The sequence below is a fragment of the Bacteroidota bacterium genome, from assembly GCA_013360915.1.
In the GTDB taxonomy this organism is placed as follows: Bacteria; Bacteroidota; JABWAT01; order JABWAT01; family JABWAT01; genus JABWAT01.
This window is the reverse complement of the sequence record JABWAT010000020.1, coordinates 1-19,295: the sequence shown is the minus strand read 5'-3', so window position 1 is coordinate 19,295 and position 19,295 is coordinate 1. Positions and strand designations below refer to the sequence as shown.

At 51.5% G+C, this 19,295-nt stretch carries 14 protein-coding genes; 10 read left to right on the top strand and 4 right to left on the bottom strand.

Features of this window, described 5'->3' with window-relative positions; all coding sequences use genetic code 11:
• Window positions 1–4 precede the first annotated feature (4 nt).
• Window positions 5–916 (bottom strand): hypothetical protein, encoded by a 912-nt coding sequence (locus HUU10_13920; protein NUQ82703.1) that lies wholly within the window; start codon window positions 914–916, stop codon window positions 5–7.
• 341 nt (window positions 917–1,257) lie between these two features.
• Between HUU10_13920 and HUU10_13915 the strand changes: the two genes are divergently transcribed.
• The 4 genes from HUU10_13915 (at window position 1,258) to HUU10_13900 (ending at window position 4,487) form a co-directional block, all read left to right on the top strand.
• Window positions 1,258–1,845 (top strand): acyltransferase, encoded by a 588-nt coding sequence (locus HUU10_13915; protein ID NUQ82702.1) that lies wholly within the window; start codon window positions 1,258–1,260, stop codon window positions 1,843–1,845.
• Window positions 1,842–3,230, top strand: a complete 1,389-nt coding sequence (locus HUU10_13910) for an oligosaccharide flippase family protein (GenBank protein NUQ82701.1) — start codon at window positions 1,842–1,844, stop codon at window positions 3,228–3,230. Before HUU10_13915 ends, HUU10_13910 begins: the two co-directional genes overlap by 4 nt.
• A 67-nt stretch (window positions 3,231–3,297) precedes the next feature.
• The gene (locus tag HUU10_13905; protein NUQ82700.1) at window positions 3,298–4,110 is read left to right on the top strand and encodes a 2-oxo acid dehydrogenase subunit E2; all 813 of its coding nucleotides are present in this window, start codon (window positions 3,298–3,300) and stop codon (window positions 4,108–4,110) included.
• Complete coding sequence (locus HUU10_13900; GenBank protein NUQ82699.1) at window positions 4,104–4,487, top strand: hypothetical protein; 384 nt, start codon at window positions 4,104–4,106, stop codon at window positions 4,485–4,487. Before HUU10_13905 ends, HUU10_13900 begins: the two co-directional genes overlap by 7 nt.
• Before the next feature lies 1 nt (window position 4,488).
• Here the strand turns inward: HUU10_13900 and HUU10_13895 are convergent, their stop codons facing one another.
• Together HUU10_13895 and HUU10_13890 are read right to left on the bottom strand one after the other, a co-directional pair.
• On the bottom strand, window positions 4,489–5,304 hold the full coding sequence (locus HUU10_13895) for a glutamate racemase (GenBank protein ID NUQ82698.1): 816 nt from the start codon (window positions 5,302–5,304) through the stop codon (window positions 4,489–4,491).
• Between the two features lie 88 nt (window positions 5,305–5,392).
• A complete protein-coding gene (locus HUU10_13890) occupies window positions 5,393–7,042 on the bottom strand; it encodes a hypothetical protein (GenBank protein NUQ82697.1) in 1,650 nt (549 codons plus the stop codon).
• A gap of 158 nt (window positions 7,043–7,200) precedes the next feature.
• Between HUU10_13890 and HUU10_13885 the strand changes: the two genes are divergently transcribed.
• The 4 genes from HUU10_13885 to HUU10_13870 all read left to right on the top strand — a co-directional run bounded on the left by HUU10_13885 (window position 7,201) and on the right by HUU10_13870 (window position 13,209).
• Window positions 7,201–8,133 carry a DNA-3-methyladenine glycosylase 2 family protein gene (locus HUU10_13885; protein ID NUQ82696.1) on the top strand — a complete coding sequence of 311 codons (933 nt, stop codon included), beginning with the start codon at window positions 7,201–7,203 and terminating at the stop codon, window positions 8,131–8,133.
• A gap of 2 nt (window positions 8,134–8,135) precedes the next feature.
• Entirely contained in the window at window positions 8,136–11,078 is a 2,943-nt protein-coding gene (locus HUU10_13880; protein ID NUQ82695.1) for a hypothetical protein, read from the top strand.
• 43 nt (window positions 11,079–11,121) lie between these two features.
• The gene (locus tag HUU10_13875; GenBank protein NUQ82694.1) at window positions 11,122–11,751 is read left to right on the top strand and encodes a response regulator transcription factor; all 630 of its coding nucleotides are present in this window, start codon (window positions 11,122–11,124) and stop codon (window positions 11,749–11,751) included.
• Between the two features lie 561 nt (window positions 11,752–12,312).
• On the top strand, window positions 12,313–13,209 hold the full coding sequence (locus tag HUU10_13870) for a T9SS type A sorting domain-containing protein (GenBank protein ID NUQ82693.1): 897 nt from the start codon (window positions 12,313–12,315) through the stop codon (window positions 13,207–13,209).
• Window positions 13,210–13,248: 39 nt separating this feature from the next.
• Here the strand turns inward: HUU10_13870 and HUU10_13865 are convergent, their stop codons facing one another.
• The gene (locus tag HUU10_13865) at window positions 13,249–16,059 is read right to left on the bottom strand and encodes a T9SS type A sorting domain-containing protein (GenBank protein NUQ82692.1); all 2,811 of its coding nucleotides are present in this window, start codon (window positions 16,057–16,059) and stop codon (window positions 13,249–13,251) included.
• 113 nt (window positions 16,060–16,172) lie between these two features.
• Here HUU10_13865 and HUU10_13860 point away from each other — a divergent pair, with 113 nt between their 5' ends.
• Window positions 16,173–17,363 carry an MFS transporter gene (locus HUU10_13860; GenBank protein ID NUQ82691.1) on the top strand — a complete coding sequence of 397 codons (1,191 nt, stop codon included), beginning with the start codon at window positions 16,173–16,175 and terminating at the stop codon, window positions 17,361–17,363.
• Between the two features lies 1 nt (window position 17,364).
• On the top strand, window positions 17,365–18,699 hold the full coding sequence (locus HUU10_13855) for a hypothetical protein (protein ID NUQ82690.1): 1,335 nt from the start codon (window positions 17,365–17,367) through the stop codon (window positions 18,697–18,699).
• The last annotated feature ends 596 nt before the right edge of the window (window positions 18,700–19,295 follow it).

Genomic DNA, 19,295 nt, shown 5'->3' with positions numbered 1-19,295 from the left:
ACTCCTACTTCGGCATGATCCGGTACTTGTTGCGTGTTTCCATTGTCTCAGATATCAGGGTCAACCTGCCATCCACCCTATCGAATAACCGGGTCGATATCATAACCGGGAAGAACCGGTTTCCAATTTCGGTATAGGCATATTTGGTCAGCAGTGAAAGGGATCCTCCTACATACAAGGCTTCCTGTAGAGTCATTCCGGTATTACCATCCATCAGGATGTGCAGGTAGTCATCTGATTGGGATTGTTTGAAAATGGCTGAAATCTGATTCTTATTGTTAATGCTCAGTGTTCCACCATTACGGGTCACAGACTTTTCCAATTGCTCCAACCATTTACCGTTCAGACCACCGGTGGTATCGGGTCCGGTGGAAGGGACCCACTCACCCGTTTCCTGTTTAATCCGTTCAATTTCTGTTAAAACTGCATCGGGTATGGGAGTCCTTTTCACCTCTCCGTTATCCAGGTAGGATACTGATTCGTGGTCATTTATAACCAATCGTCTGACTTTCATGCCCTTGTGAAATTCAGATTCTTTAATTTCTCCCGGTCCTGGTTCACCTCTCTTGGAAGGAGCAAAGGCTTTCCCTTCGTAGGTGCCATCCACGAAGGTTTTTTCGTAGGAAAAACGGCCTGTGCTATCCCAGTTTTCCACGACCATGGCCTTTTCATAACGGGTCAGAATGGGGGCTTCCGCCTCACTGGCTCCTTTGGCAAGAATGCTCCCTCTGATCCGTGGCTTTACCGATAAAACCTCTTCTTCGTAGAATGCAGCATACGCCTGGCTTGGCCTTAACCGAACTCCCGCATTTCTGTCTGTTTGCGCTGTTTCCTCGGCAAATTTGGGCTCGACGCAGGCAGATACCAGCATTCCCAAAGCCAGTATCTGCAGACCAAATAAACGATTCTTTTTCATTTTAACTCCCAATCTTGACACTTACAAGCACCTCGATGATTAATATTAAGAAAAAAAAAAACATCAGATGTCAATAAGTGGCACAAGAAAAAGGCAAGGAGATGCATGTAGATGTTTTACGGTTTGTAAGATTCAATCAGAAAGGGAGGGTTTAAAATATGTACGCGAAGACGCTAAGGCGCTGAGTTTCCTGTACTAATAACCATTGCGTTCCTGGTTATGAACCCTTGGCGCTCTTCGTGTTAAAACGAATTGAACCTTTGCGTCCTGGCGTCTTGGCGTCCATATTCCCCCGGTAACCGTGAATTGAATTTTCCCTGTTTTTCTGCTTACTTCGGTCTGTGTCTGAAGAACAAACTCCCTATCAGGTTGCCCCGGCCGGGCCAAGCACCCCTGCCACCCCGCGTTTCCGGCTGATCAAACGGCTGTTCGGCTTTCCCCCCGATGTCGGTCTGCGTTTCTGCCTGCAGGATCAGTTTTTTAAGAAAATCCTTCGTCTCAATCCGACCGTACCCTGGCCGGTGCATTTCACCAGTACCATCGGAAATCCGGAAAGGATCAAATGCGGCCGGTCGGTGTATCCCGGTGACAGTCCGGGTGTGTATATCAACGCCAAAAACGGCGTGGAAATCGGCGATTTCACCAATATCGGTCCGAACGTCGGCCTGATCTCGGCCAACCATGATCCCATTGACAACCAACGGCATGTTCCCGCGCCTCCCATCCGGATCGGCCGGTTCTGCTGGCTGGGGATGGGTGCCATCGTGCTTCCCGGCGTGGAACTGGGCGACTTTACCATCATCGGGGCAGGGGCGGTCGTCACCAAATCCTTTCCCGACGGGTACTGCGTTCTTGCAGGAAATCCAGCCGTTGTGATCCGGCAGTTAGATGAAGCCGCCTGCCGTCATTTTGCAGCCTCGCGTTCATGATGGTTTCTCCCGGCCGGATCGCAGGTCTGTTTTTCTCCCGGTTTATCCCATCGGTTACCATTCTGATGGTCGGCATGCTGTTTTCCCGGGTATTGCCGCCCGCCGATTATGGCGTTTACACGACCTTGTGGGTGCATCTGTCGGTGGCATCGGTGTTAACCGCCTGGGGATTTCCTTCGCTGGTCCTCAGTCAGTCGGTCCGTTGGACGGCTGATCGCCGGACTTCACTCTTCCGGTCGGCCTCTCTTCTGTCTGCCCTGCTGGCCCTGATCACCGGCCTGACTCTCTATCTGGCGGGCGGCTATCCGCTACCGGTTTCATTGCTCTCTGCCGGACTGGTGCTGATTCAATCGTGGTTTGCTGTTCTTGAATCGCGTGCCATCCGGGCCAATCAGGAATGGTCGCTGCAACTGATCAATTCTGTCTGGTCGGTGGGATTTCTGGCTGTGCACATCCTGGTCTGGCAAACCGGTTACTCACTGGTGAACCTGCTCACCGGTTGGATGGCAGTTTCCGGGCTGCGCCTCATGGCCCTTTCCTATCTTCTCGGGCAGATTCCCGACCGCGCAGCCGATCAGGTGACCGGAACTGAAAATGTGGCCGGTGTCTGGTTCGGATTCGGGCTGAATGACGCCCTGCAGATTGTATCCCGCTGGCTCGATAAACTGGTGGTGGCGGTCCTGGTGCTTCCTGCCGATTTCGCCGTTTATTTCAATGGCACATTTGAGATTCCCTTTATCACCATGCTGATGACCAGCGTGGCTGCTGTGGCCACCAGTCAGATGAGTGAGTCGCTGCATGGCCATCAGACCGATCCGTTCCGTGTTTTCCGGATCACCACGCGCTGGACAGCCGGACTGGTGTTCCCTCTGTTTTTCTTCGCTTTCTGGCAACGGGATTGGGTCATTACCCTGCTCTTCTCGGAAACCTATGCGGCCTCGGCTGTTCTGTTCGGAATCTATTGCTGGGTGCTTCCGGTCCGGATCGGGTCCTTCAGTTCGCTGCTGCAGGTCCGCGGGGACAGCCGGCGGCTCGTCACCGGCGCCATTCTCGATCTGGCTTTATCGCTGAGTCTCATGTTCAGTCTGTATCCGTTTCTGGGGCTGGCCGGCATTGCACTGGCTCTGGTTCTTTCCACATGGATTCAGGCAGGGTATTATCTCGTGGTGACCTCACGGACCGCCTCGGTTCCGCTCACCGGCCTCATGGACCTGAAATCCCTTCTGCAACGCTTTTTCCTCTCCGGTTTCCTGATCGGATTGATGTCCCTGCTCACCGCGAACACCGACTCCTGGCTGCGGATGCTTCCGTCCCTGATCGCCATGTCTGGTCTGACCATCTGGTTTTTCCGGTCGGATCTGAAAAGAAATTATCAAGAGGTGTGAACCAACACGATGTTCCATTAAAAGTGAAAGCAATGTTTTTCGAAGGATTTTCAGAGTCATAGAACCCATGAGTTCAGCCAGTACCGGATTTACCAGTCAGCCATTAAGCCTGCTCAGGAAAGCGGTGATCGCCTCTGCATCGGTCACCCGGCAGAAAAATGCCATTCACGCCTTTACCGAAACCGATGTCTCCGTTCCCAGACAACAGATCAGAGACCATGCATCCCGTACCGGAATCCGGATTTCCTTCACGGCCTATCTGGCAAGGTGTCTGGCCGTCACCATACAACGGCACCCGGGACTGAATGCGTTCATCGCCGGAGGGCGACTGATTTTTCCGGATCAGATCACCATCAGCGTCCTGGTCGAGCGGGAACTCAACGGGGAACGGTATCCGGAACCATTGGTTATTCACGATTGCGGGGCCCTGCCGGTTGATGCGATCCACACCCGGATCAGAAACGCACAACAGACACCACCTTCCCGGCTGGGTGCACTTTCGGGCAATCGCTGGTTCCGGCTGATTCCCGGGTTTCTCATGAAAGCGATGATCCGTCTGGCGGACCGCTCGGTAAAAATGGGACTTCGCTACGGAAAGCTGGCCATCACCTCGGTGGGAATGCATTGTCAGTCACCTGTCTGGTTCATTCCGCATGGCAGTGCCACGGTGCTTCTGACAGTCGGGAGTATGATTAACCGTGTGGTGGAAACAGACAGCGGGTATGAAACCCGGGAACACCTCTGTCTGACCGTTTCCTTCGACCACGATGTGGTGGATGGCGCCCCCGCGGCCCGGTTCATGCAGGACCTGACCGATGAAATAAGAAGCGGCCGCGAATTGGATTTTCTGAAGAATCAGGAAGGAGTGCTGATATGTTAAAAAAAGTGGGCATTTTCCTGGCAGTCACCGCATGGATCAGTCTGTCAGAATTTATCCGGAATTCATTTCTGCTCAGGGATTTCTGGGTGGAACATTACCAGGCCATGGGTCAGGTATTTCCCGAGGCCCCGGTGAACGGCGCCGTCTGGGGCATCTGGACGATGGTTTACACGCTCGTGATCATTGAACTGAGCAAACACCGCAACTGGGCAATTACTTCCGTCTGGGCATGGGTGCTGGCATTTCCGATGATGTGGCTGGTGATCGGGAATCTGGGTGTGCTTCCCTGGGGGATTTTACCGTTTGCCCTGCCGCTGAGCATGCTGGAAACCGTGGTCGCCGTCCTGATTATCAAAAAATCGGGCGTATTCGCCTGACTCAGCCGACTTCGACCCGTTCCACATGGTCGAAGGGTTCTTCGAGGAACATCCGGCCAAGGTCACCAAAGCGGAAGTTGAAGTCACTCACATAAAACTGGTAAGGATCCCGGCTGGATGCTTTGGAAAGCAGATGGTTGCTTTTCAGGGTCGTCTGCACATCGAGGGCGGTTTCCTCGCCCGAATCGACCAGTGAAATGGAATCGAACGTTTCACGGCGGATGGCTTCCTTCAGCAGCGGATAGTGCGTGCAGCCGAGCACCAGCGTATCGACGTGATGATTTTCGAGAGGTTTTAAATATTCCCGGATAATCAGCTTCGTTGCCGGATGGTTCAGCCAGCCTTCCTCGACCAGCGGAACGAGAAGCGGGGTCGCCTGCCCAAAAACCTCCACTGCCGGATTGGCTTGACGGATGGCGGTTTCATACGCCTTCGAATTGATGGTACCAACCGTTCCGATCACACCAATTTTACCGCTTTTCGATTTGCGGATGGCTGCGCGTGCACCGGGGTCGATCACTCCGATAACCGGAAGCCGGGTGGCTTCACGAACGGCTGTCAGGGCAAAGGCCGTGGCCGTGTTGCAGGCAATGACGATCAGCTTCACCCCTTTTGATTCGAGAAAACGGGTGATCTGAAGCGAGTAGTCAATGATGGTATCCCGGCTTTTATTTCCATACGGAACCCGACCGGTATCGCCAAAGTATACAATGGATTCTTTCGGAAGTAACCGGTGTATTTCCTTCACAACGGTCAATCCGCCGATGCCGGAATCGAAAACACCAATGGGTGATGATGGACCAATTAAAGCAGACATTCCGCAAAAATAGACCAGCCGGGTATTTTTCAGAACCGGCCGAAACAAAAAGGGGGCCCTGAAGCCCCCTTTGCCGGTCACCGGGAAATTATTTCCGGAGATTCCAGATCTCCTGATAACCCAATTCCTTTTCCCGGGCCGCCTGTTCATCCAAAGCCTTATTCAGCAACGTATTCAGATCCTTTAACCGGACCACCCCTTCCAGAAACTCACCGGGAAAACTCCCAGATTCCATGATGGCATCACTGATGGGATCGCCCATTCCATACACCACACCCTGGGTGTAAATGGTAGGTCCGTACAGATATCCATTGGGTTCACCCGAAATCCGGATGGCCAGACGCGGAGCAAGGGTGGCCTTGGCTGCTTCATCAAACCAGGGCATTTCCAGATCAAGGGTGACCGAAATCAGTCCGTCCACATCCAGTTCCTCAATCAGTCGTGCATCGGTCCGATCCGCCGCAAAGGTGGAAGACACACTGCTGATCATGGAAGACAGACTGGTCGGAATGAGGCTTTTGGTTCCTTTGTACGATTTGGAAACCTCGACCACCGACGCTTCATCCTTAATCTCTTCCAGATCCTGATAGGTTTTCGATGCCAGAACTTTTTCCATGGGGATCAGTTCAATATTGTACCGTTTTTTCATCAGTCCGGAGACATCCTTATACAGATTATCGAGCAATTTGTCCCAGTAAGCATCGGGCAGGGTCGGGAATTTCCGGGTGGAAGTGGTCGTCGTGGTTGTGGTGGTCACGTATCCGCCGCCATAGGTTTTCGTTGTGTTGGTCGACGTACGGGTCTGCATGAGTTTGGTGGCACGGACGCTCAGTGACACCAGCGCCATTTTCTTCGCGGTGGAAAATGGTTTTCCGGTATAGGCATTGGGTTTGCTCAGTTCGGCCACCAGCTTTTTATCATCTTCACCGCTTTCAATTTTCGTATTGATGAAATCAACCTTATCCAGTTCACCGGTTACCGTGACCTGTGCATGATCCCAGGCCACCGAAATCACCTGGCAGGCCCCTACCACACCCCGTTGAACGGGTTCCACCTTAAACCGCTCAACCAGCAGCCAGGTCGGTCCGGTCCGTGGTTTCAGATTGGGAATATTCCGGAAAGCCACCGCAGGAATGGTCACTTTATCCTTCAGCCGGAAGGAGGCAATTTCCACGAAAGAAGTTGTTCCCATGACATCCAGGATGAGGTAGGCCTTCCCCTCGGTGTTCTTAGCACCTTTCGGATGCTCGAATTCCAATACCAGGTCTTTGTTAAAATCAATGGTTCCCGTGCCGCCATTCACCGATTTGATTTTGATGGGTTCAACGGGTGTTACCGTGGTTTTAAAGGTCTGACCGCTGGAGGTCACCACTTCGACCGGTTGCGGGCCCAGATCACTGACCGTTCTGGCATACACACCATTGGACCAGTAGGGCAAGGTATCCGCTCCGTTTTTAATCACTCCATCGATGGTGTACATCCCAATCCCCTGCCGTTTGGTAAAATTGACCACCAGGCTGTTCGAACCCGGCACCCACTTATCACTGGCATAACTTACTTCGGTGGTGGCTGCTTCTTTCGGATATAAATTCTGAATCAGCCGTACCTGCATGGCCACATCACCCAGATTGCTGGTTTTCTGGGTCATCAGATTTCCCACCACCGACCCGATCTGGGCACAACCGGGAAGAAGAACAAGCAACACCGCACACGCAATACCCGACACTACACGCTTCATACCGGACTCCGTTTCTGGTTAATAATGGAAACAATCAGACGAAAATCATGCCAACCCATTTTTCCAAAACGGGAACCCCGGGAATGCGGTCCAATTGGCAACGAGGGATTTTAGCTGTAATTTATTGTTGACACCACCGTAATCAGGATCAGTCACCCATGTCCATTCAGACCATCACCTTAAAACCGGTCGCCCCCTTTCAATTTCACGAATCAATCAGACAAATCGAGTCCTGGTCCCTGTCACTCGTTCACGCCTGGACCGGTGAAACGTATTTCCAGAGCCTGTCTCTTGATCAGTTTTCAACCGTTTTTTCACTGACCTGGAACGGATCGGTGGAAAAACCTGAACTGGCATTGGATGTTCCATCCGACCTGTCTGTAAAACAGGTGGAAGCCGTCCGGCAGGCGGTCAGCCGGCAATTTTCGCTGCCGTATGATCTCAACCGGGTGATAAAGAGCAAAACCGATCCGATACTGAAAGAGCTTGTGAAAGCCCGCTGGGGCTATCACCCGGTCATATTCCCCACGCCGTGGGAATGCATTGCCCACAGCATTATCTCCAGCCAGGTCAGTGAACGACTTACCCAGCGGATTCTCGAGTCGCTCATGGAACAGGCAGGCACGCACGTTCACTGGCAGGGAATGGATTTCTGGTGTTTTCCGCGGCCCGATCAGTTTGCAAAACTGTCCGAAACACAATTGAAAAGCATGTCGCTCAGCCGTCAGAAGATTGACTATCTCGGCGGATTATCGAAACGTCTGGCCGCTGGTGATCTGGTTTTTAATGACTGGTTTGATCTGCCTTCCGAAGAGATTCTGACCCGCTTGCAAACCATTCGCGGTGTGGGAAAATTCACCGCCGCCTTTGCCCTTCCCTTCGGATTCGGAAAACTCGATGCCCGGGTACCCATGGAAGGCGGATTCCGGAAAGTGGTCGATGCGGTGTACGGTCCCGAATCCACCACCGACTCCGGGTGGGCAATCCTGCTCGATTCCTGGGGCGAGTTCAGGGAATTGGCCATGTTCTACGTCTGGAGCGAGTACGACCGGTTGAAATCGGAAGGAAAGCTGCCAAAGAAATCAACGTAGCCATGCGTTTTCCTTTTTTTCTGGTTCTTACCACGCTGGGTGTTTTCAGCCTGACTGCTCAACCGGTACGACTGACTCCCCCACTGCATCTGAATGCCGGACAGTCGGTTATTCTGGATGTACGCCAGGATTCGGCCGGATTTATCTGGGCGGCGACTCAGGACGGACTTTCCCGGTTTGATGGGGTTCAGTGGACCACGTGGAGACGGTCTTCCACCGACTTGCGGTCGTTTTCTGATAACTGGTTTAACCGTATTGCAGAAGCAGAACCCGGGGTTTTCTGGCTGGCGACCGAGGCCGGCGGATTGAACCGGTTGGATGTTCCTGCCGACTCAATACGGTTCTGGTTACCCGATTCTCTGACCGGACTGACTTCGCCGGTGATACGCGATGTGGTTATCTCTCCAAACCGGTCATTGATTCTCGCTACCTGGGGCCAAGGTGTTGCCAGCTTCGATGAAACCTCCAACCGGTTCCGGTATTTCCGATCCGGACTGTCTGATCCTTTCGTCAGGCATCTGCTTGCCGTTCAGGATGGTATATGGGTCTCTACACGATCAGGCTTGAATTTTCTGGGCTGGAAGGATACCAGTTTTCAATCATGGCTGCCATCCCGCGATGTGAACCGGCCCGACACCGATTTTATCGTCGAAACCACCCGACTGGATGACCGGTTTCTTGCCGTGGCCACCCGAACGGGTCTGCTTCTGTTCAATACCCAAACCAACCGGTTCTCTTCTTTCGGTCCGACAGACTGGAAACCATTGATCACCACCCTGACGGTTGATCGCAGCGGTCGTCTGTGGGCTGGAACCTACGATCAGGGAATACGGGTGTTTAACCGTAACGGAGAAGAACTTTGCTGGCTGAAAGCAGAAACCGGTCATCTGAAGGTGAATTACATCCGCCGGGTTCTCGAAGACCGCGATGGCAATGTCTGGGTGGGAACATGGGGTGGCGGGCTCACACTCTTCCGGCCTGATCTGGAACGATTTCAAATGCCGGAAGGACTGGCCGGATCGCAGGTCCGGTCCTTTTTTCAGGATGCAAGCGGCCGGTTATGGGCCGGACGGTATAAAGAAGGACTCGCTTTTTCGGACGGAGAGACGTGGAAACCAACATCCGGCGGGAAGCGGCTTCCCGATGTTCTGACGGTGACAGCAGATTTTAACGGGACGCTTTGGGCAGGCGGTAATCAGGGTGTTGCAACGATCGATCCGGTTACGCGAAAGGAAACACCCTGGCCGCTTTCTTCCCGGATTCCCGGCGCCATACGGAAACTCGTCTGGGTATCGGCAGATCAGCTCTGGATTCTCTCCAATTCCGGCTGGTACACCTGGCAACCTTCCACAGGAACCCTGATAAATTCAGGAGAACAAGCTGGTCTGAAAAGCCGGAATGCCGAGCACCTGCTGTTCATCAACGATTCAACGGTTTGGATGGCCTTCAGGAATGAAGGTATCACTGAACTGATCAGACGACCCGCCGGCTGGAAACCAACACAGACCTTTACCTACCGGCCGGATGACCTGAGCAGCCTGTCTGCCAACACAGTCCTCGATCTGATAAAGGACGCCTCGGATCATATCTGGGTGGCGACTACATCGGGATTAAACCGCTTTGATCAGGAACTGAACGGATTTACCCGGTTTGGGTCCGATGCCGGTTTACCCAATGAAGTCATTTATTCGCTTCGTCAGGACCGGTTTGGCTGGTTCTGGGCGGGTACCAATCTCGGGCTGGTCCGGTTCCGGCCGGAAAGTGATAATAAAAGACCTCTCCTGGTAACCGTTTTTGACCATACTGACGGACTTCCTTCTGATGAATTCAACACAGCCGCAGCACTGGTTCGTGCCAATGGAACGCTTCTGTTTGGAACGATCACCGGTCCGGTATCCTTCGACCCCTCCCGGTTCAATGAACCCACCCAACCGCCTTCCGTTGGTCTGGTTTCGGTGCTGGTTGGTAACCGGCCGGTAAATCTGCGCGAAAAGGACGGACTGACCATCGGGTATCTCGATAAAATTCTGGATGTGCGGGCCGCTGTTTTGCGGTACAACCATCCTGAACGACATCGGTTTTCCTGGCGACTGGAAGGATTTCAATCCGGGTGGTCGGTTCCTTCATCCGAAAGCAGGTTTGTGTTTACCAATCTCGACCCGGGCGACTACACTTTACAAATCCGCGGCGCCGACCATGCCGGTCAATGGTCTGTAAAACCGGTTGACCTGCGGTTCAGGGTTTTGCCCCCTTTTTACATGACCTGGTGGTTCCGGTTGCTGGCCGTCCTGCTCATCATTGGAATTCCGTTTCTTTTGCTTCTGAACCGGTTACAAAAACTGAAAGCGGTGGAACAGTTACGAATGCAGATTGCAAGGGATCTTCACGACGATGTGGGAGCTCAACTGACCCGTGTAAACATGCAGGCCAATCTGCTGGCAGCTCAGGTTCAGCCTGATCAGCGGGAACAACAAGCCCAGCGACTGATTGATGACAGTCAGGCCGTGCTTCGAACCATGAGCGATGTGATCTGGAGTATCGATGCCGGGAAGGATACCGTTGGCGACTGGATCGGGCGAATCCGGTCGGCTGCCGAATCCCTCACCGGACCCGTCGGGATTCATCTCGATTTTCGGGAGGAAGGCTGGACTCATTCCGATAAAATGGATATCAGGTTACGGCAGAATCTGTATCTGCTGGTGAAGGAGGCGGTGAATAATGCGGTAAAGCACTCGGGTAGTCCGGTCATCCGGGTTCACCTGATCAGGCAGGGCAACCGCTGGAGCATTCTGGTTGCCGATGAAGGAAAAGGACTTCCTGAGTCACCAGGCCGCGGAAACGGATTGAAGAACATGACCCGGCGGGCACAGGCCATTGGCGCCACCCTGACGTTTATCCGGCAAAATGGAACTCATGTGGTCATTGCCGGGGACCGTTTCCCATGAAAATGGGATTGAGGATAGCCAGCAAAACCCGGACCTTCACCGTATGATTACCATTGCATTAATTGAAGACGATCCTGTCATTTCCGACGGACTGGAATTATTCATCGACAGTCAGCCCGATCTGGTCTGCCTGTTGTCGGTTTCCTCGGCAGAAGCCTTTGAAAAACAGTCGGGTGATATCGGTATTCCACAGGTTATTTTACTCGATATCGGACTTCCCGGCATGTCGGGTCTGGACTATCTGCCCGTTCTGACTTCTAAGTTTCCCGACTCCGCCATCGTCATGCTGACGGTACATGAAGAGGCCGATTCTATTTTCACCGCGATTCAACGTGGTGCGACCGGGTATCTGCTTAAATCCACCCCGTTTCCCGAGATCCGCCGCGCACTGGAGCAGATGGCAGCAGGCGGATCGGTCATGTCACCTTCTGTCGCCAGAAAGGTGCTTGCTTTTATTGGCAAACCGGCGCAGTCCACACAAACCGAGCCGCTGACACCGCGTGAAATGGATATTGTAAACGGGTTGGTCAATGGCCAGACCTATCAGGAAATTGCCAACCAGCATCAGATTTCACTGGAAACCGTCCGTCATCATATCAAGAACATTTACCGGAAATGCCGGGTGGATAACAAAGCCGACATCATCCGGATGAAACTGAACCGCGAGATTTAATTCCCCGTTTTTCTTTTCCGTTTCGCAAAAAAAGAAGGCTACCCGGTTTCCCGAACAGCCTGCCGGAGGTTAAACCTTTAAGAGTTATTTTGGTTACATATTTTAAGCACCCAACCAATTATTGCTTGATTATTTTCGTAATATGTTTTTCTGAATTAACCACTAAACCTTGAGCTGGTATTAAATTGCTGGTAAATGGATTTTGGTACTTGTTTGTATCTTTTCTTTCATTTAAAAACTGGATAAATTATGACCGTGTCAACGCTACTGATGAAGTAAATTGCTGCGGTTCTTCATTCGGAAATATGAATTTAAAATTGATTCAGATTGTGATGTTTCCAATTATCAAACCAACTTAAAAGTCCGTGATTTATTTGATGGACATGGTGTTGAGGGTTCCAACCTTTTGGAGTTTAATGCTCAAGGTTTGTCATCCGGTGTTTATTACTATAAGGTTCAATTTGAACAGATTACCAAAACTGGTAAACTTCTTTTATCCAAATAATTCTAAAAAGCCGGATTTATTTCTAAATCAGGCTTTTTAGTATTCAAGGAGTCTTTATGAAAGCGATTTTAACAATTTTTCTCATAATTCCGTTTTTTTGTTATTCCCAATCCAGATTACCGTACAAAGTTGGGAATGGCTGGTTTTACTCAAACCTTACTCAAAAATGGGGTAGTAAAATAATAGATAGTTATCACAATGATGGATCAGAATACTTTTTATTTGATAATAAAATCAAAACACTCCCCTTTTTTCAACCAATTAGAGTTGATTCTCAAAATGTATACTGGTCATATATTGACGATCCCATTGATTCACTCAACTCCAGATGGATACCTTTTTTTTATGGAAATCAAAACATCTCTGAAATAATATCATTTAATGATACTACGAGGTATATTACCCAGGAAACTGGTGATACAATTGTATCAATATGGCCAATTGACTTTTACTACTCTCGAAACGAACAATTAAATGTTTTCGGCATAAATGATTCTGTGGAAATTCGTGTGAGTTCTATAGGATTAATTTCACATACACAATTATATTCTGAAAAATTTGGTTTACTCCAGGAAACAGAATCTGAAGGTGGAGGATCGATCGTTTTAAAAGGCTGTATAATAGACGGCACCGCCTATGGTGATACCACGGGTTGGTACCTGGATACAGAGGATGAATCACCGGTTCCCATTGCACCATCGTTGTTGAAAAACTATCCGAATCCGTTTAACCCGGTTACCAAAATTCCCTTTTCCCTTCCCTTTGGTACAACTATCCGGCTTTCTGTATTCGATATGACGGGAAAGGAAGTATCAGTGCTCCGGTCGGGTTACATGCCACCCGGGATTTACACCCAAATCTTTAATGCATCGGGTTTATCTTCGGGTGCCTATATCGTCCGGTTACAAGCCGGAAAGTATGCTTCTTCTCAGGTGGTGATATTAAGTAAATAAAAACCTCCCGACATTGAACGGGAGGTTTACGAAGACGTGTTATCGGATAAGCATCATTTTACCGGTCACTTTCTGGTTCCCTGCCGTTAGTTGATAGTAATACACCCCGCTTGCCAGACCGGTCGCCCGGAAAGGAACAGCATGCGTTCCCGGTTCTGCTTTTCCATTCACCAACGTGGATACCAGTCGTCCTGTCACATCAAAAACCTGCAGCTTCACTTCACTGATTGCAGATAGCTGATAACGGATTACCGTCGTTGGGTTGAACGGATTCGGATAATTCCCCAGCAAGTGGAACCCGGTAGGTGAAGCGTCAATGGTAAGGATCTGACTGTAAGACACGGTTCCATCGAGATCGAGTTGCTTCAGACGAAACAGTGACTGGCGAGCAGCACTTCGACTCCGCTCAGGGTCCATGATTGGTGATTGGAAGGAATACGATTTTGGAGAATTGGTAGTACCGCTTCCTGCCACAAATCCAACGGTCTCCCACTCTTCCGAATTCTGAATTCCGGACCCTGCATTTCGACTTCGCTCAATGACCGGGTCCGAAGGGTCTGTTTCTGAAAGGTTTCTTCCTGTCCCTTCGAGAACCTCAGGGTCCGGAAGAAACCTCTGTACTTCCCATCCAAAATTAGTCGTTTCCGATTTGGTGGACCAATTCAGGATGAACTGATCACCGGCAATGATTCCGGTAAATGAAACCAATTCAACAGGCACCGTATTGGCCAGGCTCATGCGGGAGAGCCGGACGGCCGGTTTATTTCCCGCGGTGAGAAAGGTACCTCCCACCCAGATTTCATTGTTCTCCTCATCCACACAGACGGTATAAACGGTCGAGTTGGTTCCCGATCCCATCGGGTACACCACATCATTAAATACCATCAGCAGATTGGAAGCTGATTGAGTCCAGCCAGCAGTGAACAATCCCCCAATAAACAAGCGACCATCGGAGTGTGCAGCAATGGCCCGAACCTCATCGGAAATTCCGGTAAATCCGGTTGAGGAATTCATCGAAACAGCCGCCCAGGTGGAACCGGTCCATTCGGCAATTTTGCCAACACTGGTAAACATGGTACCAAATGTTCCGCCCACGAGCATGGTATTGTCGGGCGATCGACCCCAGGTATAGGCGATCCCGGCAGTGGTTCCATTCAGCAGATTGTTATATACCCCATTTTTATAGTTTCCAACCCGGTTAAACGTTCCACCGGAAAAAGGTCCCAGTGTTGATGACATGGCCACATACACCGAGGTATCGGGGCCGGTCGTCAGGTCGAAAACGGTTGGTGTTCCCGAAGCACCCCGGTTCACCCAGACACCATTGTGCAATTTTGCAAACCGCTGCAAAGAGAAAAATCCGGCAGTTTGGGTAAACACACCACCAATAAAAACAGAATCCTGTTGAGTAACAGTTACGGCGTAAACGGTGTTATTGGGTCCATCCGCTGCAACAGCCTCCCAGTTTTTCCCGTTCAGCCGGGCTACACGGTTTGCAGACACCCCATTCACTTCTGTGAACTGACCACCAATAATCATGTCCCCATCCGACATGAAATCGATGTCATTCACCGTTCCATTGGGTCCGGATCCGTACCCACTCCAGGAAGTGCCATTAAAACTGGCGAGATACGGCGCTTCAATTCCACCGATCCGGGTAAAGCTGCCGGCAACGATGATCGATCCGGTTACCGGATGCTTCACGATTTTCGCAACGGTGCTGTTGGCACCCCAGCCACCGGTCACGGCCGTCATGGCACGGGAAGACAGATTGGTTTTGATTTGGGCAATGCCGGGCGATTCGTTCCCTCCCACTTCATAGAAGGTTCCGCCGATGGTGGTAACACCACTTTCCAAAGCTTTCAGCGAGTAAACGGCCAGATCGGGCGCAGCAGGTGTTCCGGTTGGATTAAAGGTTCCCGATGTGTTCAGCGTGGCCAGATAGGAAGATGGCGTGCTGAAAGTCCCTCCGAGAAAAATCAACCCAAGGCTTTCATTGTAATCTACCATCTGAACGGAACCATTCACCGAAAAACCAAAGCCACTCCAGGTAACCGATGATTTTCCGACGACTGCTTTAGCGAGATAGGTGGTGGAAACTCCACCGATGGAAGTAAAAGTCCCCCCGACATAAATGGTGCCCGAGGAAACCGAGGTGATGCTGTTTACAGACATGGATGCCGCGTTAGCGCCTAAATCACGCCAGACGCTTCCATCATAACTGGCAAGCCTGCCGGTGGAAAGTCCGCCCACCGAAGTAAAAGCCCCCGATGCAAACAAGAATGATCCGTTGTGATGCAAAGCCCGCACGGTGGAATTGGGTGAGTATGTAAATCCGGTAAAGGAAGTTCCGTCAAATTTCACCAGGTTCGAATCGGGTGATTGGAAAAATCCCCCAATCCATAAATCATCATTTTCGTCGATGGCCAGCGACCACACCTGCGGTCCACCGGTACCCGAAAGCCCGCCCGGCAAGGCCGACCATGAAACGCCGTTCCATCTGGCAACCAGATTCGCCGATACCCCTTCCACCGAGGAAAAAGCCCCGCCAATGAACACAGTTCCGGTTCCATCCACTTCAATATCAAATACCGTGTTATTGGCTCCCGTCGTAAAACCATTCCATTTCGATCCATCCCAATACGCCAGGTTTTTTGATGGAATGCCATCCACTCCCGAAAAACTGCCACCAATCCAGACATTGCCAGAACTGTCTTCCGCAATGGCATACACCACCCCATTGGTAACGCCGGACAGATTAAAAGCTGAACTCCAATCTGAATCGGTCTGCGTAAAACCGGCTGATGCCAGAATGAAAAGAAGAATTCCTGCAGTAACGACCTGTTTCATGTAACCCCCTTTTTGTAAACTCCGGAAACAAAACTCCGGCTTTTCCCGGATTGTCTGTATCCCATGAAAATGTAGGTGGCAGTACCATGCAGTATTTTTGTGGAATCAATCACATGCCCTTCCGACACATCATCCAGGAATACCGATCTGCTTACTCGGGCCTCAGCCGCGACTCGTGGCTGCTTGCGGTCGTCATGCTGATCAACCGGAGTGGGGCCATGGTTCTGCCGTTCATGAGTCTGTATGTCACCCGTGAACTGCATTTTTCCCTCACCGAAGCCGGCCTCCTCGTCAGTCTGTTTGGTGCCGGATCCATTGCAGGCGCTCTCACCGGCGGAGCGCTGGTCGATCGGTTCGGGGTGTTTAAAATTCAGGTGGTGTCGCTGACTGCCGCCGGCATCGGATTTTTCTGTCTGATTCCGCTGCAGACTTTCCAAAGTCTGGCCATCGGACTGTTCACTGTCACTTTTTTTTCGGATATGTTCCGGCCAGCCAATGCCTCGTCTGTTGCGGTGTATTCACCTCCCGAATCGGTGGCACGGGCTTTTTCTCTCAACCGGATGGCCGCCAATCTTGGCTTCGCCATTGGTCCGGCGTTGGGTGGCCTGCTCACCGTCATTGATTTCCGTCTGATTTTCGTGGCCGACGGACTCACCAGTCTGGTCGCGGCCTTTGTGTTTTACCGGGCTTTCCGTCACCGCCAACCGGCTCCGGCCCCGGGCCGGCCTCCCCTGATCGGACCAGCCTACCGCGATGCCGTTTACTGGGGATTCATCCTGCTGGTAATCATTTTTGCCGTCGCCTTTTTCCAATTGTTCTCCACCATGCCTTTGTTCTTCCGCACCGAAGCCCATCTTACCGAACCCATGATTGGCGGCTTGCTTGCTTTAAACGGATTTCTCGTCTTCCTGTTCGAAATGGTTCTGGTGAACCGGCTGGAAGGATCAGGAAAAGACCATCTGCTGATACCCGGTGGCATTTTTCTGCTGATTCTGGCCTTTCTGTTTCTGCTGCCACCACCGGTCTGGGTCTTTTTGCTTCTGTCGGTAATTCTGCTTTCCTTCGCTGAAATGCTCGCCATGCCCTTTATGGCAGCCTGGATTACCAAACGGGCTGGCGGCAACGGATTGGGGTCATATATGGCTCTCTACACCATGGCCTATGGGGTGTCTCTGATTCTGGCACCTCTGGCCGGTACCACACTGGCCGATCAGGCCGGTTTTCACTCACTCTGGATCGCCTGCTCGATCCTGCTGATCCCGCTGCTCTTTCTGTTTTACCGGCTTCCCGGTTTAAGGAGATGATATGAAACGCCTCTTGTGTTTTCTCATTCTGTTACTCACAGTCATCATCGGATTTGCTCAATCCGATCGTAAACAATCCTTCGATTCACACGGAAAAATCCTGGTCATCCATGACAATTCCCGGTTTGCACCCGTCTGGACCCCGACGGTCGGCGGATTTTATAAAATTGAAGCTTTTCTGAAACCCGATTCCACCCTTGTGCTCGATGTGTATACCGATCCCGGTCAACGGTATTTTCTGCTGGTTAGTCCATCGGTTTTCAAGACCAACCGTCAACTGATTGACTCGCTTCTTACGATTTCACCTTCAGAATCCGAACTGGCTGAAACAGAAGACCGTTCCGATCTGGAGTTTGACTTCATCATCGGACAGGTCAGTTTTGTTGGCTACCATTCCGTGGCCGTTCCCAATGGCGTGTTCCGCATGAACAGCGTGGCAGCCCCGCTTCTGATCACTGGTGGCAGCTATTTCCTGCTCTCTCATCTGATAAAAGATGAACCCCTTAACCGTTCCATTGTCGCCGGCACCTTCGATGGTCATCTGGCCGGACTGGGACAGGGACTCTTTGCCGGATTTGCCCTTAATCCGGATAATGAACGCCTCATTCTCGGAGCCACCAGCGCAGGTGGAATTCTGCACGCGGTATCTTCCTTCAAGACCTTTAAAGCCGCAAAAGAACCAGCCTCTGTCAGCTACGTAAAACTGAAAGCAGAAACGTACTCCCTTTTCTGGCCCGCCCTGATCCTGAATCCCCTGTGGCCCGATTCCAAACGGGGCGCACAATCGGCGGCCGCCACCGGACTTGCTCTCAGCCTGACTTCCCGGTTCTGGTCCCCGTCAATTCTTAAGTACAACGAACGGAACATGAGTCTGGGTGATGCCATGCTGGTTGAAGACTTCCATCTGAATGTCATTTCCACCGTTTTCAGTTTTGGTGCAGCTTCACAGTCTTTCGAGGAAAAATGGTTTTTACCTGCATTGGGTGTCAGCAGCGCCATCGGTCTGATGATGGGAACCACCGATAATGACAATCAGGGATACACCTACAACGATGCCCGGCTGATCAAACGATATATTTACGGGGGCGGTTTGGTTGGACTCGGATTTGCGGCTGCGGTATCCGCCGACAAATGGACTCCCTCGTTGGCCACTGCCGGTCTTTGGACGGGTTACATGGTCGGGAAGCGGATGGTTTCACGATCCGCCTCAACCAGTCAACTACAGTGGGATGTGCAGATCATGCCCGAAAACTGGCTGCTGGCCAGCCGGTTCAAACAACCGGAATCGGAACCACCTGTTACGCTCCCCATCGCCCGGCTGACGTGGTATTTGTAGGGTAGGCCGTCAAAAGTAACCCTGCGAAGCATATCAACCTGCAGGTTTCTGCAGACTTTACGAATTCGGCACCCGGGGACCACATCGGGAGCAGTTCATGGTTCGACCCCATTCGGAGTCAAAGGAAAATAACCCATTGAACACTGCAATTTTGAATTGGTAGTCTTCGCCGACATCGGCCGCCCGGCGCCCTTGTGAGCGGAGATCCCGTTAAGACCGAATCTGCTGTTTGAGGCCCGTAAACGGGACGAGTTCAGATTCGGTTAGGGTCGTAGCGATAACAAGAAGCCTAAGGGCGGGCGGTCGGCCCAGTTTTTTGGTGACTTTTTTGTGAAAAAAGTTACCTTGCGGAGCAAACCCAAACTGGCAGGAACCGTTTGTTTTCCACTTGGTGGTGATCAACTTTCTTCAAAAGAAAGTAGCAAAGAACTTTCCGGCATCGAAACGCACGATCGCCCCCATCCCACTTACCAGATATTTTGATGCGCAGGGTACTTTGAAGACAGAAAACCATGAGTGATTCACAAAATATCTGAAAGCTGCGATCCTTGCCACCCACACCGCCCACCGATGCCGGTGGCCACCCGCGAATGCAA